The organism is Streptomyces bobili (genome assembly GCF_002154575.1).
In the GTDB taxonomy this organism is placed as follows: domain Bacteria; phylum Actinomycetota; class Actinomycetes; order Streptomycetales; family Streptomycetaceae; genus Streptomyces; species Streptomyces bobili.
The window spans coordinates 1-15,132 of record NZ_MUBA01000222.1 but is presented as its reverse complement, the minus strand read 5'-3'; the positions used below and the strand labels follow the sequence as shown (position 1 = coordinate 15,132).

General features: G+C 70.3%; 18 protein-coding genes. 5 read left to right on the top strand and 13 right to left on the bottom strand.

Annotated elements, in window-relative coordinates:
* Positions 1-29 precede the first annotated feature (29 nt).
* Positions 30-782: an MBL fold metallo-hydrolase gene (locus tag BZL64_RS18785; RefSeq protein WP_086770353.1), complete on the bottom strand. Its 753-nt coding sequence runs from the start codon at positions 780-782 to the stop codon at positions 30-32.
* A 249-nt stretch (positions 783-1,031) separates the two neighbouring features.
* On the opposite strand from BZL64_RS18785, the gene BZL64_RS18780 reads away from it, so the two are divergent.
* Positions 1,032-1,499 carry a type II toxin-antitoxin system PemK/MazF family toxin gene (locus BZL64_RS18780; RefSeq protein ID WP_086770352.1) on the top strand — a complete coding sequence of 156 codons (468 nt, stop codon included), beginning with the start codon at positions 1,032-1,034 and terminating at the stop codon, positions 1,497-1,499.
* A gap of 19 nt (positions 1,500-1,518) precedes the next feature.
* Here BZL64_RS18780 and BZL64_RS18775 read toward each other — a convergent pair whose 3' ends face one another.
* The 8 genes from BZL64_RS18775 to clpS form a co-directional block, all read right to left on the bottom strand.
* Entirely contained in the window at positions 1,519-2,469 is a 951-nt protein-coding gene (locus BZL64_RS18775) for a PLP-dependent cysteine synthase family protein (protein ID WP_073496250.1), read from the bottom strand.
* 8 nt (positions 2,470-2,477) lie between these two features.
* A complete protein-coding gene (locus BZL64_RS18770; RefSeq protein WP_086770351.1) occupies positions 2,478-2,756 on the bottom strand; it encodes a MoaD/ThiS family protein in 279 nt (92 codons plus the stop codon).
* Positions 2,757-2,848: 92 nt separating this feature from the next.
* A complete protein-coding gene (locus BZL64_RS42040; RefSeq protein WP_319180349.1) occupies positions 2,849-2,944 on the bottom strand; it encodes a putative leader peptide in 96 nt (31 codons plus the stop codon).
* Positions 2,945-3,045: 101 nt separating this feature from the next.
* A complete protein-coding gene (locus tag BZL64_RS18760; RefSeq protein ID WP_086770349.1) occupies positions 3,046-4,077 on the bottom strand; it encodes a LacI family DNA-binding transcriptional regulator in 1,032 nt (343 codons plus the stop codon).
* 91 nt (positions 4,078-4,168) lie between these two features.
* Positions 4,169-4,591, bottom strand: coding sequence for a M67 family metallopeptidase (locus BZL64_RS18755; RefSeq protein ID WP_086770348.1), 423 nt, complete (start codon positions 4,589-4,591; stop codon positions 4,169-4,171).
* Positions 4,592-4,773: 182 nt separating this feature from the next.
* The gene (locus tag BZL64_RS18750; RefSeq protein ID WP_086770347.1) at positions 4,774-6,204 is read right to left on the bottom strand and encodes an amino acid permease; all 1,431 of its coding nucleotides are present in this window, start codon (positions 6,202-6,204) and stop codon (positions 4,774-4,776) included.
* 426 nt (positions 6,205-6,630) lie between these two features.
* On the bottom strand, positions 6,631-7,233 hold the full coding sequence (locus tag BZL64_RS18745; RefSeq protein WP_086770346.1) for a DUF2017 domain-containing protein: 603 nt from the start codon (positions 7,231-7,233) through the stop codon (positions 6,631-6,633).
* Between the two features lie 11 nt (positions 7,234-7,244).
* Complete coding sequence (clpS, locus tag BZL64_RS18740) at positions 7,245-7,562, bottom strand: ATP-dependent Clp protease adapter ClpS (protein ID WP_086770345.1); 318 nt, start codon at positions 7,560-7,562, stop codon at positions 7,245-7,247.
* Positions 7,563-7,618: 56 nt separating this feature from the next.
* Between clpS and BZL64_RS18735 the strand changes: the two genes are divergently transcribed.
* Complete coding sequence (locus BZL64_RS18735) at positions 7,619-8,965, top strand: nicotinate phosphoribosyltransferase (RefSeq protein WP_086770344.1); 1,347 nt, start codon at positions 7,619-7,621, stop codon at positions 8,963-8,965.
* 126 nt (positions 8,966-9,091) lie between these two features.
* Complete coding sequence (locus BZL64_RS18730) at positions 9,092-9,679, top strand: nicotinamidase (protein WP_086770343.1); 588 nt, start codon at positions 9,092-9,094, stop codon at positions 9,677-9,679.
* 17 nt (positions 9,680-9,696) lie between these two features.
* On the opposite strand, the gene BZL64_RS18725 is transcribed toward BZL64_RS18730, so the two are convergent.
* Entirely contained in the window at positions 9,697-10,041 is a 345-nt protein-coding gene (locus BZL64_RS18725; protein ID WP_086770342.1) for a hypothetical protein, read from the bottom strand.
* 169 nt (positions 10,042-10,210) lie between these two features.
* On the bottom strand, positions 10,211-12,556 hold the full coding sequence (locus BZL64_RS18720; protein ID WP_086770341.1) for an immune inhibitor A domain-containing protein: 2,346 nt from the start codon (positions 12,554-12,556) through the stop codon (positions 10,211-10,213).
* Positions 12,557-12,908: 352 nt separating this feature from the next.
* Here BZL64_RS18720 and BZL64_RS18715 point away from each other — a divergent pair, with 352 nt between their 5' ends.
* Positions 12,909-13,181, top strand: a complete 273-nt coding sequence (locus tag BZL64_RS18715) for a hypothetical protein (protein ID WP_086770340.1) — start codon at positions 12,909-12,911, stop codon at positions 13,179-13,181.
* A gap of 65 nt (positions 13,182-13,246) precedes the next feature.
* Here BZL64_RS18715 and BZL64_RS18710 read toward each other — a convergent pair whose 3' ends face one another.
* Complete coding sequence (locus BZL64_RS18710; RefSeq protein ID WP_086770339.1) at positions 13,247-13,969, bottom strand: RDD family protein; 723 nt, start codon at positions 13,967-13,969, stop codon at positions 13,247-13,249.
* Positions 13,970-14,121: 152 nt separating this feature from the next.
* Between BZL64_RS18710 and BZL64_RS18705 the strand changes: the two genes are divergently transcribed.
* The gene (locus tag BZL64_RS18705; RefSeq protein WP_086770370.1) at positions 14,122-14,418 is read left to right on the top strand and encodes a hypothetical protein; all 297 of its coding nucleotides are present in this window, start codon (positions 14,122-14,124) and stop codon (positions 14,416-14,418) included.
* Between the two features lie 23 nt (positions 14,419-14,441).
* Here the strand turns inward: BZL64_RS18705 and BZL64_RS18700 are convergent.
* Positions 14,442-15,132, bottom strand: a 691-nt coding sequence (locus BZL64_RS18700; RefSeq protein WP_244205393.1) for an RDD family protein, incomplete at its 5' end; no start/stop codon positions are given.

The window sequence follows — 15,132 nt, the reverse complement described above, 5'->3', positions numbered from 1 at the left end:
TCCGGGGGCCTTCGTCGTGTGCGGGGACTTCAGATCTCGTACGTCACTCTCGGCGCCGCCGCTTCGACCGGGCCGGCGAACGCCGCGCGGGCGTCCGCGAGGTTGACCTGCGGGTCGGTCCACGGGGGGATGTGGGTGAGGACGAGGCGGCGGGCGCCCGCGCGGGCGGCCGTCTCACCCGCCTCGCGGCCGTTGAGGTGCAGGTCGGGGATGCTTTCCTTGCCGTACGTGAACGCGGCCTCGCACAGGAACAGGTCGCTGTCGCGGGCGAGTTCGTCGAGGGCCGGGCTGACTCCGGTGTCGCCGGAGTAGGTGAGCGAGCGCCCGCCGTGCTCGACGCGGATGCCGTACGCCTCCACCGGGTGGGCCACGCGTTCCGTGTGGACCGTGAACGGGCCGATGTCGAAGGTGGAGGGCTTGACGGTGTGGAAGTCGAAGACCTCGCTCATCGAGGAGGCCGAGGGGGTGTCGGCGTAGGCCGTGGTGAGGCGGTGTTCGGTGCCCTCGGGGCCGTAGACCGGGATGGGGGCGCAGCGTCCGCCGTCGTGGCGGTAGTAGCGGGCCACGAAGTACGCGCACATGTCGATGCAGTGGTCGGCGTGCAGATGGCTGAGGAAGATCGCGTCGAGGTCGTAGAGACCGCAATGGCGCTGCAGCTCGCCCAGGGCGCCGTTGCCCATGTCGAGAAGCAGCCGGAAGCCGTCGGCCTCGACGAGGTAGCTCGAGCAGGCCGATTCCGCGGACGGGAACGACCCTGAGCAGCCGACGACGGTGAGCTTCATAGAGCAGAAACCTCCGCTGGCGGGAAACCGAGAAGTACCGGGGAAGATCGGAAAACGGACGGTCGTGAAAAGGGGGCGACAGAGGTCGTGCGGTTCGTCGAGCGTAAGGCGCAAAACCTCTGGTCGCTCCTCCACCAGGGGCTGTTGTGGGGGAACTCACCTGTGGTGTCACCGGTTCGGCTGGACCGGGGGTGCGGGGGCGTGCGGGAGGGCGCGCGATGGTGAACGCGCCCCGGTACGGTCGTGCGTATGGACACGTCCTGGTGGTTGGCTCTCGCGGCGGTGGTGCTGCTCGCGCTCGTCGCCACGCTCGTCGACGGATGGGGGCGCGGCCGGCGTCCGGCCGGGCGCAGGTCCCGGCCGCCGGGCCGGCCGGCGCGTGGACCGGGGCGCGGGCGGGGTGCGAGGCGGCCTCGGCCGGCGGAGATCTGGTGGGCGAACGTGCCGTTCGAGGACGGTCCGGGTGCGAAGGACCGGCCGTGTCTGGTGCTGGTGGTGCGGGGGAACCGGGTGACCGTCGCGAAGATCACCAGCAAGTACCACGACGAGCGGGCCGGGGTGATTCCGCTGCCGCCGGGCGCGGTCGGGGACACGCGGGGGCGGGCGAGCTACCTGGAGACGGACGAGCTGCGCCAGGTCGCGCTGGGCGACTTCCGGCGGCGGGTGGGTGTGGTGGACCCGGTCCTGTGGGACCAGGTCCGTCACCTGGCGACGTAGAGGTGCGCGAGGGGGCCGCTCACGCCCAGAGCTGGCCCTGGAGGGTTTCGATGGCCTCTTCGGTGGTGGCGGCCGTGTAGACGCCGGTGGAGAGGTACTTCCAGCCGCCGTCGGCGACGACGAACACGATGTCGGCGCTCTCGCCCGCGGTGAGCGCCTTCCTGCCGACGCCGATCGCGGCGTGCAGGGCGGCGCCCGTGGAGACGCCCGCGAAGATGCCTTCCTGCTGGAGCAGCTCGCGGGTGCGGGTGACGGCGTCGGCTGAGCCGACGGAGAAGCGGGTGGTGAGGACGGAGGCGTCGTACAGCTCGGGGACGAAGCCCTCGTCGAGGTTGCGCAGGCCGTAGACCAGGTCGTCGTAGCGCGGTTCGGCGGCGACGATCTTGACGTCGGGCTTGTGTTCGCGCAGGAAGCGGCCGACGCCCATGAGGGTGCCGGTGGTGCCGAGTCCGGCGACGAAGTGGGTGACGGACGGCAGGTCGGCGAGGATCTCCGGGCCGGTGGTGGCGTAATGGGCGCCGGCGTTGTCGGGGTTGCCGTACTGGTAGAGCATCACCCAGTCGGGGTGCTCGGCGGACAGCTCCTTGGCGACGCGTACGGCGGTGTTGGAGCCGCCGGCGGCGGGGCTGGGGATGATCTCGGCGCCCCACATGGCGAGCAGCTCGCGGCGTTCCTGGGAGGTGTTCTCCGGCATGACGCAGACCATGCGGTAGCCCTTGAGCTTGGCCGCCATGGCGAGGGAGATGCCGGTGTTGCCGCTGGTGGGTTCGAGGATGGTGCAGCCGGGGGTGAGCCGGCCGTCCTTCTCGGCCTGCTCGATCATGTGCAGGGCGGGACGGTCCTTGACCGAGCCGGTGGGGTTGCGGTCCTCCAGCTTGGCCCAGATGCGGACGTCGGCGGACGGCGAGAGCCGCGGCAGGCGCACCAGAGGGGTGTTGCCCACCGCGGCGAGGGGGGAGTCGTAGCGCATCGGGTCGCTCAGGCCATGCCGCCGGCCACGGCCGGCAGGATCGTCACGGTGTCGCCGTCGGCGAGCTTGGTGTCGATGCCCTCGACGAAGCGGACGTCCTCGTCGTTCAGGTACACGTTGACGAAGCGGCGCAGCTGGCCCTTCTCCACGATGCGGTCCCTGATGCCCGTGTGCCGGGTCTCGAGGTCGGTGAAGAGGTCGGCGAGGGTGTCACCGCTGCCCTCCACCGCCTTCTTGCCGTCGGTGTACTGGCGCAGGATGGTGGGGATGCGGACCTCGATGGCCATGGCTCAGGGCTCCTGTCGGAAGGTGTGGGCAGCGCAGGTACATGCGTGAGAGGGCGCCGCGGCGCACGGCCGTACGGCGGGCAGGGCCGGCGTCAACAGATGGCGCTGGCGAGCCTGCACAGGTCGACGTGCAGCCGCGCCACGAGCAGTGCGCCCGGCGTCTTCTCGCTCACGTCGTGGGAAACCATGGGCTCATCGTATCGATTCCCGGTCCGGGCCCTGGAGTGTGATCCCACATGATGGACGAAATGGGGCCGGGGAGTGAGACCGCCCGGAGGCGCCGCCCGGTTCAGGCGGACTGCCGGAGCACCAGGCGGGTGGGGACGACCACCGAGGACGCGGTGGACGTGGCGTCGTCCATGAGCAGCCGGGCCATGTGCCGGCCCATCTCCTCGACGTCCTGGTGGACGGTGGTCAGGGGCGGGTCGGTGGACTCGGCGATGGAGGTGAGGTCGTCGAAGCCGACGACGGCGACGTCGTCGGGGACCCGGCGGCCCCGCTCGCGCAGTGTCTGCAGGACGCCGGACGCCATGAAGTCCGAGGCGACGAACACGGCGTCCAGGTCGGGGTGGCGGTCCAGGAGCACGGCCATGGCGTCGGCGCCGCCCTGCCGGGTGTAGTCGGCCTTCTCGACGAGGCCGGCCGGGGCGGCCGGGAGGACGTCCCGGTAGCCGGCGAGGCGGTCGGCGGCGGAGTTCTCCTGGTCGTAGGGCCCGGCGACCGCGGCGATCCGGCGGCGTCCGAGGGAGACGAGGTGCCGGACGGCCTGGCGGGCGCCGCCGCGGTTGTCTCCGTCGACGTAGGGGTGGCGGTGCATGGTGCCGCCGTCGCGCGGGAGGGGCCGGCCGCCGAAGACGGCGGGCAGGCCGATGCGGTCGATCATCTCGGGCAGGCGGTCGTCGGGGCGCAGGGGGAACAGCAGCGCGCCGTCGACGTGGCCGCCGCCGAGGTAGTCGGCCACGCGCGGGTGGTCGTCCGGCTCGTCGAGGAACAGCATGACGGCCTGTGCGCCGTGCCGGGCGAGTTCGCGGCGGATGCCGCGCAGCAGGAAGTCGAAGTACGGGTCGAGGAAGAGCCGGTTCTCGGGCTGGGAGGCGACGACCGCGATCGCGCCGGTGCGGTGGGTGACCAGTTGGCGGGCGGCCTGGTTGGGGACGTAACCCAGTTCGGCGACCACCGCCCGGACCCGGTCGGCGACCTCCGCCCGTACCCGCGCCTCGCCGTTGATCACCCGTGACACGGTGGACTTGGAGACCCCCGACCGTCGGGCCACGTCCTCCAGGGTGGGGCGGCGTGCGTTCGTCCGTTGCGTCAAGACCATCTCCGTCGGGGCCGGTTGTGCGGGTACCTGGCGGAAACGGTAGCTGCCGCGGGAGGTTGGGCGGGTGGGCGGAGCGGCCGTCCGGCCCGGCTCAGTACGCCTCGACGACCTTGATCTCCTCCTCCGTGACCTGGCCCTCCACGATCCGGTAGGAGCGGAACTGGAAGGGGCCCGCGTCGTCGCTGTCGGCGGTGGAGACGAGGACGTAGTGGGCGCCGGGCTCGTTGGCGTAGGAGAGGTCGGTGCGGGAGGGGTAGGCCTCGGTCGCGGTGTGGGAGTGGTAGATGATCACCGGCTCCTCATCGCGGTCGTCCATCTCGCGGTAGAGCTTGAGCAGGTCCTGCGAGTCGAACTCGTAGAACGTGGGCGAGCGGGCGGCGTTGAGCATGGGGATGAACCGCTCCGGGCGGTCCGAGCCCGCGGGGCCCGCGACCACGCCGCACGCCTCGTCGGGGTGGTCCTCGCGCGCGTGGGCGACGATCTGGTCGAACAGGGCCTGGGTGATGGTGAGCATGGTCGCCAGGATAAACAGGCGGGCCGAAGGGGCCGCGCGCAGCGCGTCGGCAGGGTGCGGCGGGAGACGGGCGGGCCGCCCCGTACCGAGGGACGGTACGGGGCGGCCCGTATGCCGGACGTCCTGAGCGGCGGGCGCAGGGGGCGCCACGAGTGCTCCCTGCGGCCGGACGTCCTCGGGGGTCAGCCGACCTTGTCCAGTTCCGGGCTGCGCTCGGCGATCTGAGGGTTGCGGGTCTTCAGCACGGCCCAGCCGATGCCGAGGGCGGCGGCCCAGCCGGCCATCACGTACAGGCAGACGCGGGAGTCGGGGTCGTAGGCGATGAGGCCGGTGACGAAGAGGAGGAAGACGATGGCGACGTAGCTGCACTTGGCGCCGCCGGGGGCCGGGAAGGACGAGGCGGGCAGGCGGCCCGCGTCGACGGCGCGGCGGTAGAGGACGTGGCTGACGAGGATCATGAGCCACGTCCAGATGCCGGCCGCGGTGGCGACGGAGGTGACGTAGCCGAAGGCCTTCTCGGGGACGACGTAGTTGAGGATCACGCCGATGCCCATGAAGGCGACGGAGACGGCGATGCCGAGGGCGGGCGTCTTGGTCGAGGACAGCTTGCGGAAGACGGCCGGGGCCTCGCCGCTGTCGGCAAGGTTGCGCAGCATGCGGCCGGTGGAGTACATGCCGGAGTTGCAGGAGGACAGGGCCGCGGTCAGCACGACGAAGTTGACGATGGCGGCGCCCGCCGGGATGCCGATCTTGGCGAAGGCGGCGACGAAGGGGCTCACGCCGGGGGCGAACTCGGTCCACCTGACGACGCAGAGGATGACGGTGAGCGCGCCGACGTAGAACAGCGCGATGCGCCACGGGAGGGTGTTGATGGCCTTCGGGAGGGTCTTCTCGGGGTCCTCCGACTCGCCGGCGGTGACGCCGACCAGCTCGACGGCGAGGTAGGCGAACATGACGCCCTGGAGGGTCATGAGGGAGGAGCCGACGCCCTTGGGGAAGAAGCCGTCGAAGGCCCACAGGTTGGAGACGGCGGCGGTGTCGCCGGCCGAGCTGAAGCCGAAGGTGAGGACACCGAGGCCGATGACGATCATGCCGATGAGCGCGGTGACCTTGACCATGGAGAACCAGAACTCCAGCTCACCGAAGAGCTTCACGGAGATCAGGTTGACCCCGAAGAGGATCACCAGGAAGACCAGCGCCGTCACCCACTGGGGGACGGACGGGAACCAGTAGTTGACGTAGATCGCGGCGGCCGTCAGTTCGGCCATGCCGGTCACGACCCACATCAGCCAGTACGTCCAGCCGGTGAAGTAGCCGAAGAACGGGCCGAGGAACTCGCGGGAGTACTCCGCGAAGGACCCGGAGACCGGGCGGTAGAGGAGCAGCTCGCCGAGTGCCCGCATGATGAAGAAGATGATCACGCCCGCGAGGGCGTACATGAGGATGAGGCTGGGACCGGCCTTGGCGATGTTCGCCCCGGCTCCCAGGAACAGGCCGACGCCGATGGCGCCGCCGATCGCGATCATCTGGACCTGTCGGCTGCCGAGTCCGCGCTCGTAGCCCTCTTCCGACTCCTCTGGGCCCTTTTCCGTGCCGACCTGAGCGGAGGTCATGTGTGGTGCGCCTTTCTCCATGCCGAACCGGGCCTTCGTCGGCCGCGGATCGGGTCTCGATCCCCCCGGATGATGGAGCGTTGTGCCTGGCCGGCGATCCGCCGGCTCGGTGGCGCACCCGGCGGACATACGGGTGGTGTTCGCCGGGCGGTCGTGAAGATTTATCACGGCCGCAATAGTGATCGCCCGGCGCGCGTGTGGCGCATTACACAAGGAGACGCGGCCAAACTAGTCACAAAAGGGACACAGTCGGCCGCACCGGTGACGTGATCGTTATCCGGATTTGAGCGTCCTCTGAGCGAACACAGAACCGTCACATATCGGCCCGCAACGGCATGTTTCTCAGCCGCGACGGCGGCATCCCCAGCCGCCACGACGGGTCCCCCTGCCGTGACGGCGACTCCCCCTGCCGTGACGGCGGTCGTCTCAGCCCATCAGGGTGGTCACGAGCGTCTCCTGGAGGCCGCCCAGCCACAGGTACGCCATCACCATCGGCTTGCGCGGGTCCTCGTCCGGGAGCCGGTAGAGGAGGTCGGTGTCGTCCTCGTCGGTGATGTCGAGGCGGGAGCCGATCGCCAGGCGCAGGTCGTTCAGCGTGCGGAGCCACTGCTGGGACTCCGCGGGCGACAGCTTGAGCACCGCCACGCTGTCGCCCTCGGCGACCAGCGCGTCCAGCGAGCGCACGACCGCGAGGGCGTTCTCGCGCTTGCCGGCCCGCAGGTCGTTCTCCGTGAAGCGGCGGAACTCGGCGGAGTGGGCGCGCCGTTCCTCCTCCTCGCGGGGGCCGGGGGTGACCTCGGGGTCGGTGTAGGCGTCGGGGAAGAGGCGCCTGAGGACCGGGTCGGAGGGCGGTTCGCTCGGGCCCTCGGCGAACAGCTCGGCGAGCGGGTCCGCGGAGGCGTCCTCGGCGGGGCCGGGGCCGATCAGCTCCAGGAGCTGCACGGCCAGCGACCGGATGATGGAGATCTCGACGTCGTCGAGGGCGACGGCCGCGCCGCCGCCGGGGATCGGTTCGAAGTGTCCTGGCATCGGTGAGGTGACTACTTCCGGTCCTGCTGGAGGGTGGCCCACAGTCCGTAACCGTGCATCGCCTGCACGTCGCGTTCCATCTCCTCGCGGGTTCCGCTGGAGACGACCGCCCGGCCCTTGTGGTGGACGTCGAGCATGAGCTTGGTGGCCTTGTCCTTGGAGTAGCCGAAGTACGCCTGGAAGACATACGTCACGTAGCTCATGAGGTTGACCGGGTCGTTGTGGACGATGGTGACCCAGGGGACGTCCGGCTCGGGTACGGCGAAGACCTCCTCCGCCGACTCGGTGCGTTCGATCTCTAGGGGAGCGGGTGACGTCACACTGCCCATGCTGCCATGCACCAGGGAAATCGTCACACCGACGAAAAGGGAGTACGATTCTCGCCATGAGCACTGCAGATCTTGGGCTGCCGGTGGATGTTCCCTCGACGGCGCTCTTCACGGACCAGTACGAGCTGACGATGCTGCAAGCCGCGCTGAAGGCGGGCACCGCCGACCGGCGCAGCGTCTTCGAGGTCTTCACCCGGCGGCTGCCGGAGGGCCGGCGCTACGGCGTGGTGGCCGGCACCGGACGCGTCCTGGACGCGGTCGAGAACTTCCGCTTCGACGCGGGCGTCCTCGGCTTCCTCCGGGAGCGGAAGATCGTCGACGAGGCGACCCTGGAATGGCTCGCCTCCTACCGCTTCTCGGGTGACGTCTGGGGCTACCCGGAGGGTGAGGTGTACTTCCCCGGCTCGCCGATCATGCGGGTCGAGGGCTCCTTCGCCGAGTGCGTGCTGCTGGAGACGGTGATCCTGTCCATCCTCAACCACGACTCGGCGATCGCGGCCGCCGCCTCCCGCATGTCCTCGGCGGCCGGGCAGCGCCCGCTGATCGAGATGGGCGCCCGGCGCACCCACGAACTGGCCGCGGTGGCCGCGTCCCGCGCCGCCTACGTCGGCGGCTTCGCCACCACCTCCGACCTCGCGGCCGGCTTCCGCTACGGCATCCCCACCGTGGGCACCAGCGCGCACGCCTTCACCCTCCTGCACGACACCGAGCGCGACGCCTTCCGCGCCCAGGTGGAGTCGCTGGGCCGCGGCACCACCCTCCTCGTGGACACCTACGACGTCACCGAGGCCGTCCGTACGGCCGTGGAGGTCGCCGGGCCCGAGCTGGGCGCCGTCCGCATCGACTCCGGTGACCTGCTGCTCGTCGCCCACCGGGTGCGCCAGCAGCTGGACGAGCTGGGTGCGCGCGACACCCGGATCATCGTGACCTCCGACCTCGACGAGTACGCCATCGCCTCCCTGGCCGCCGCCCCCGTGGACGCGTACGGCGTCGGCACCCAGCTGGTGACCGGCTCCGGGCACCCGACGGCCTCCATGGTCTACAAGCTGGTCGCCCGCGCCGAGTCCGACGACCCGAAGGCACCGCTGGTGCCGGTGGCGAAGAAGTCGTCCGGGGGCAAGACCTCGGTCGGCGGCCGCAAGTGGGCCGCGCGCCGCCCGGACGCCGACGGGGTCGCCGAGGCGGAGGTCGTCGGCACCGGCCAGGTCCCCGCCGAGCTGGCCGACCACCAGCTCCTGGTGGAGCTGGTCAAGAGCGGCGAGGTCGTCGCCCGCGAGCCGCTGGACGTGGTCCGCGACCGGCACACGGCCGCCCGCGCCGGACTGCCGCTGTCGGCCACACAGCTCTCCCGAGGGGAACCCGTGATTCCCACGGAGTACATCCAGGGGCGCTCGGGTAGTTAGGGCCTGACCCGAACGACAGGCTCTGAAGCGCCATGTCCATGGGGGACGGGGCGTGACGCCCCCTCCCCTATCGCCGCCGAAGTCTCTAGGCTCGATTACTTCACCCACTGTCGAAGGACACCCACCATGCGCCGCGCCTTGATCGTCGTAGACGTGCAGAACGACTTCTGCGAGGGGGGCAGCCTCGCGGTGTCCGGGGGCGCCGATGTGGCAGCCGCGATCACCGAGCTGATCGGGCAGGCCCCCGCCGGATACCGCCATGTGGTGGCCACCCGCGACCACCACATCGCTCCCGGCGGCCACTTCGCCGACAACCCCGACTATGCGCACTCCTGGCCGGCGCACTGCGTGGCCGGCACCGAGGGCGTCGGCTTCCACCCGAACTTCGCCCCGGCGGTGGCCTCCGGCGCCGTCGACGCGGTGTTCGACAAGGGCGCCTACGCCGCCGCGTACAGCGGCTTCGAGGGGGCCGACGAGAACGGCGTCAAGCTGGGCGACTGGCTGCGCGCCCGGAAGATCGACGAGGTGGACGTGGTGGGCATCGCCACCGACCACTGCGTCCGGGCCACCGCGCTGGACGCGGCCCGCGAGGGCTTCCGCACCCACGTCCTGCTCGACCTGACCGCCGGCGTCGCCCCGGAGACCACCGAGCGGGCGCTCGAGGAGCTGCGCGGGGCGGGCGTGGAACTCTCGGGGAAGCCGGTCGTGCAGTAACCGTTTCCGGCCGCGGGCTACGTCCCCGAGGCCGCCGGGCGGCGGAGCAGCGCACGGATCGGGCGCCACAGTTCGGGGACGCTGACGAGGGTGCTGACAGCGTTGTCGGGAGCCGTTCGCCATATGAGGCCGTCGGGATGGTGCAGGACCGCGGTGATCTCGTCCGGGCTGGGCGGGGCCGCGTTGCCCCGCAGGTAGACGGCGCGCAGACCCAGGTTGCGGAGCCTGGTCAGGGCTCGGGCGCGGTTCTGGGCGACGACCAGGACACGTACGGCTGCGGCGCCGTCGGCGGCGGGGCTGGGCAGGTTCAGCGCCACCACCACCGAGCCGTTCGGCAACATGCAGAAACCTCCTGCGGCCATGCGGTCACACCCCCGTGCGTGTCGGCGTCGAAGCGGTCGCCCCTGGGTCCGTCAAGGGGCCTGTCGATGAGTCTGTCAATAAGAAGGACACAGGAGGCACCTAAACACGATCGGCGGCAACCCGCCAGAGGGTTGCCGCCGATACGCGTCTGACCTGGGAAAACGTTGGCTACTTAGCCGACGGACCCACCTTCACGGTGACCGTCGAGCCACTCAGCGGCTCACTGACGATCTTGATGGAGGTGTCGGTGTCAGTGATCTTGACGCCGGCCAGCGGGTTCGACGCGTCGTAGTAGGACGACAGGCTGTCGTCGAAGACCGGGACGCCCGGACGGGCCTTGATCTTCGTGGCGACGTCGGCCTTGTGCAGCGTGATCGCGTCGGTCGGGTACCAGCTGAAGGTGGAGTCGAAGGCCTGGATGCGGTTGCGCATCAGGCTGCCGTCGGACCACTTCAGCGGTGTCGGGTGTGCGTCGATCGGGAGGATCAGGCCCTCACCCGGGTGCTGGCTGGTGTTGTCGTCGGCCTGGGAGGTGTCCCACTTCCAGATCAACAGGCCGTTCTGGTACGGGTAGTGCTCCACCCAGTCCGGACGCGTCGTCGAGAAGCCGTAGTTGTACGGGCCGACCTTGAGGACCTTGTCGTACGAGACGTACTGACGGTTCTCGGCGATGTAGTACTGCGCGTAGTCGTCCGTGATGGCCGCACCGATGCGGGTGAAGCCGTTGGCCGTCCACGCGGCGTCCGCGCTCTCCGCGTTGTCGGAGAACAGGGCCGCGCCGTCCGCGGTCACCGTGATCTGGTCGGCCGCGAAGCCCTTCTGGGCCACGCCGCCGTCGGTGGCGTAACGGAAGCGGACGTCGACCTTCTGGCCCGCGTAGGCGTCCAGCGAGTACGTCAGCTTCTGGTAGGCCTCGACCGTGCCGGTGAGGGCCGGCTTGCCGCTGCCGTCACGCGGGACGGCGCTGCCGTCGGCCAGCTTGCCGTCGATCGGCGTCCAGTTGGAGCCGTCCGTGGACACCTCGGTGTAGAGGTAGTCGTAGTCGGCCTCGATGTCCCACCAGCCGTCCAGCGACAGTGCCGCCGTCGACTTGCCGGTCAGGTCGACCGAGCGGGTCAGGGTGTTGCGCAGGTCGTCACCGCTGCCGCTCCACCACTGGGTGGCGCCCTGGGCCGGCACGACGACGTCGGTGGTGACCGTCTTCTCCGGCAGCGTGACGATCAGGGCCTGCGGATTGGCGGTGTTGTACTCCGCCAGACCCAGCTTGTGCTTGGACTTCACGCCCGCCTTGGCGACCTCGTAGTCCAGCCAGCCGAGCTGGAGCTTGTCCCAGGCGTTCATGTCGCCGGGCAGGTCACCGATGGAGTCCTTGCCGGTGCCGAGCCAGGAACCGGAGGACATCAGCGTCCAGAAGCCGGTGGAGTTCTCGCCGCCCGCCGTGTCGTACTCGTCCGGCAGGCCGAGGTCGTGGCCGTACTCGTGGGCGAAGACGCCCAGGCCGCCGTTCTCCGGCTGGATGGTGTAGTCGCCGACCCAGATGCCGCTGTCGCCGATCTGGGCGCCGCCGAGCTTGTTGGTGTCCGGGCCGGTGGAACCGGCGTCGGTGCCGAAGGCGTACCAGCGGTGGGCCCAGATGGCGTCCGCGCCCTGCGCGCCGCCGCCCGCGGACTCGTCCTCGCCCGCGTGCACGATCTGGAAGTGGTCGATGTAACCGTCGGACTCGTTGAAGTCGCCGTCGCCGTCGAAGTCGTAGCGGTCCCACTGGTCGAACTCGGCCAGTTCCGCCTTGATCTCGGCGGGGGTGTCACCGGCGGCCTCGCGCTCGGCGACCCAGGCGTTGACGCCGTCCTGCACGGCGTACCAGGCGCCGGTGGAGGCGTCGTTGGAGCCGTAGCGGGCCTCGTTGTAGGGGACCTTGACCCAGTCGGTCACCTCGCCGTCGACCGAGTAGCGGCCCGAGGACTGCTTCTCGTAGTACTTCTTCAGCGACTCGGTGCCCGCGCCGGTACCGAAGTACAGGTCCTGGAAGTGCGCCTGGTTGTAATCCGCCTGCCAGGCCGTGCTGTTGTCCTTGGCACGGTCCGGCGCGGCTATCTGGTTGTGCAGCGGGCCGGGCGTGCCGCCGTAGCGGCTGTCGACCTGGTCGCCGAACTCGACGAGGATCGTGAAGATCTTGTCGGTCTTCTCGCGGCCGAGTTCGACGTACTTGCTCTCACCCCTGCGGCTGTCGAGCTGGACGACCTTGGAGCCGTCCCGGTCCTTGACCGTGGCCTCACCGGAGATGACCTGTTCGAGGGCTTCCTCCCGCTGTGCCTCCTGAGTCTTGCTGAGCGGCCCGTCGAAGTCGTGTTCGCGGGCCTTGGCCGGCTGCGGGTCGTGCCGGTCCACCGCCGTGGTCCCGGTCGGCGCGTTGTCGGCCGCCTGAGCCACGGCGAACGCCGAGAACGTCGCCGAGGCCGCCGCAAGGGCGACGACCGTGGCGGACGTCCTGAACGTCCAGGATCTGCTGGTCACTTGATTGCCTCCCCTAACGCGTGCCTGACGCGCGGAAGGGGGATCCATGTCAAGGGAAGTCCGCGCGCGGTTATACGCGTGTAGTCAAGTGCCGTCATTTGACTACTGCTTCACCAGAAAAGACAGACCTTGACTTGAACAGATCAACGCATTATTGGGAGGACGAGTTCGCATTGCGGACATGTGACTGTTACGCGACAGGCGCGCGGCCCCGTCCACCGAGTGGACGCCATGACTCCGTGCGCCCCCTGTGCACCGGCACCGTGTGTCAGCTCACGCTTACTGCTCGTTCCGGTCGGGCATGCAGCCGAATAGAGTCGAGACCGCCCCCGCTCCCGAGGACACGATTGCCATGCCTCGTCCGACCGTCGCACAGCTCACGTACGGTTCCTGCACCGTCATCCTCTCGACGCTCGCCATGCTGCTGCTGTCGCAGACGAGTTCGGGCTCACTCATCGCGGTCGTCGTCATCACCGCGCTCGCCCTCGGCGTACTCGTCGCCATGACGCTCCCGGTGCCCCGACGCCAGGTCACCGTCACCGTGGCACGCTCCACCATGGCCGAGCCCGTACCCGCCTCGGTCTCCGCGGCACCCGAGCCGGTCCGGGAGCCGTCGACACCCTGAACGCCACGACGAGAAGGGCCCGCTCCAGTGAGGCCGCGGGCCCTTCTCGTCGTACTCACAGGCCGTCAGCCCGTGCTCACCACGACGGTCTTGGCGGCCTTGTCGTGCAGCCCCTGCTTGTAGGGCTTGTCGAAGAAGCTCCAGCCGCCGCAGATCGCCGTCCACAGACAGGCGCAGCAGAACGCGAACGGCACCCACAGCACCAGGGCGCGCACCAGCGAGGTCTGTGTGGAGGGCGTGGAGCCGTTGTCGAGGTTGGCCACGCGCAGGCCCAGCCACTTCTTGCCCAGCGTCTGGCCGGACTTGGCGGTCATGAAGGTGTCGTAGGCGATGTACAGCACGGCGGCCACCAAGGACTGGGCGAAGGACTTTCCGACCTCGACGCCGTCGCCGTCCACGTCGTACTCGTTGACGCCGAAGCCCCACGTCAGCAGCCACACGACGACGCCCACCATGATCATGTCGATGATCCGCGCCAGCGTGCGCCTGCCGCTGTCGGCGAGCGGCGGCATCCCGGAGAGCGGGTCAGCGGGAAAACCCCCATAGGGGTCACCGCCGTAGGGCCCCCCCGCACCGCCGTAGGGCCCGCCCGCACCGCCGTACGGCGGCTGCTGCCCGCCTCCGTGGGGCGGGGGCTGCTGCCCGCCCGCACCGCCGTGCGGGCTGTCGTACGGGGAACCCTGCGGGCCCTGCCCCTGACCGTACGGCGGCTGCTGCGGGGGCTGCTTCCTGAACGGATCGTCCTCCGGCGGCTCGCCGCCGGAACCGGGGGGCGGTTCGGTCGTCATGGCCCGAGTCGACCGCGAACCGCCCGCCCCCGCATCCGGCGAGCCGCCGTCCGGGGTACGAGACCCTGGCACCGCCACGGTGCCGACCGAGCCCGGCCCGCATCTTCCGGATCTTCGTTCCGAGGGTCCCGGGGAGCGATACAGTGCGCGCCGTGGACATACCCGGCTGGTTCGCCTGGATCGCGCTCCCCCTGTTCCTTCTGCAGGTCCTCGGCCTCTTCACGGTCATCGACCGGCTGCGTGGATCCGACGCCGCGCTGCGTGCCAAGGCGCGCCTCGACCTGCTGGACGTCGTCGGCTCCCTGCTGCTCTTCGGCGGCCTGATGCTGGGTCTCCTGGTGGCGGAATCCTGGTTCTGGCTCGCCCTCCCCGGCTACGCGCTCGTGAGCGTCTTCTACGGCGTGAAAGGTGTCCGCCGGCTCCGCACACGCCGCCGCTCCACGGCCTGATCCGAACGGCTGTCGGACAGGCCCTAGCCCGCGACGAACGTGTGCGCCGCCTTGTCGTGCCAGCACTGGCGCCACGGCCTGTCGAACAGGCCCCACAGGATGCCGACGACGCCGATGGCGAGGAGGCCCGGAACGCTGTAGACCAGCCAGCGGCGCAGGGCGAGACCGAAGGACGGGGGCTCGTGGCCCTCGATGTCGCGCACCTCGAGACCGAACAGCTTCTTGCCCAGCGTGCGGCCCCACTTGGCGGTCGGCAGCGCCTCGTACACGACGCCGAAGAGCACCAGGACGGCCAGCACGACACCGAGGTACACCGACGTGGTGCCGTCCAGCAGCCAGACCGTCACCGTCTCGCCGGTCAGCTTGGCCGCGTCGATCTTGTCGTTGACGTGCTCGACCGCCTTCAGTCCCAGCGGGACCGCGGCGGCGCCGGTGACGGCGGCGAGGACGAGCGTATCGACGAGCCGCGCGCCCAGCCGCCTGCCGAGTCCCGCCGGACGCGCCTCCGACTGGCGGCGGGCGGCGGCCTGGAACACGTCGTCCACCGGTGGCCGCCACGGCACGACGGGCTGGTCGTCCCCGGCTCCCGCGAGCTGGTGCACCTGCTGCGCCCAGGAGGGCTGCCCGCCACCGGAGCCGGGAGCGAGGGGCGCGCCGCCGACGGCGGCCCCGGCCGGCTGAGCCCCGCCGGCCTGCTGGGGGACGCCGGGGGCG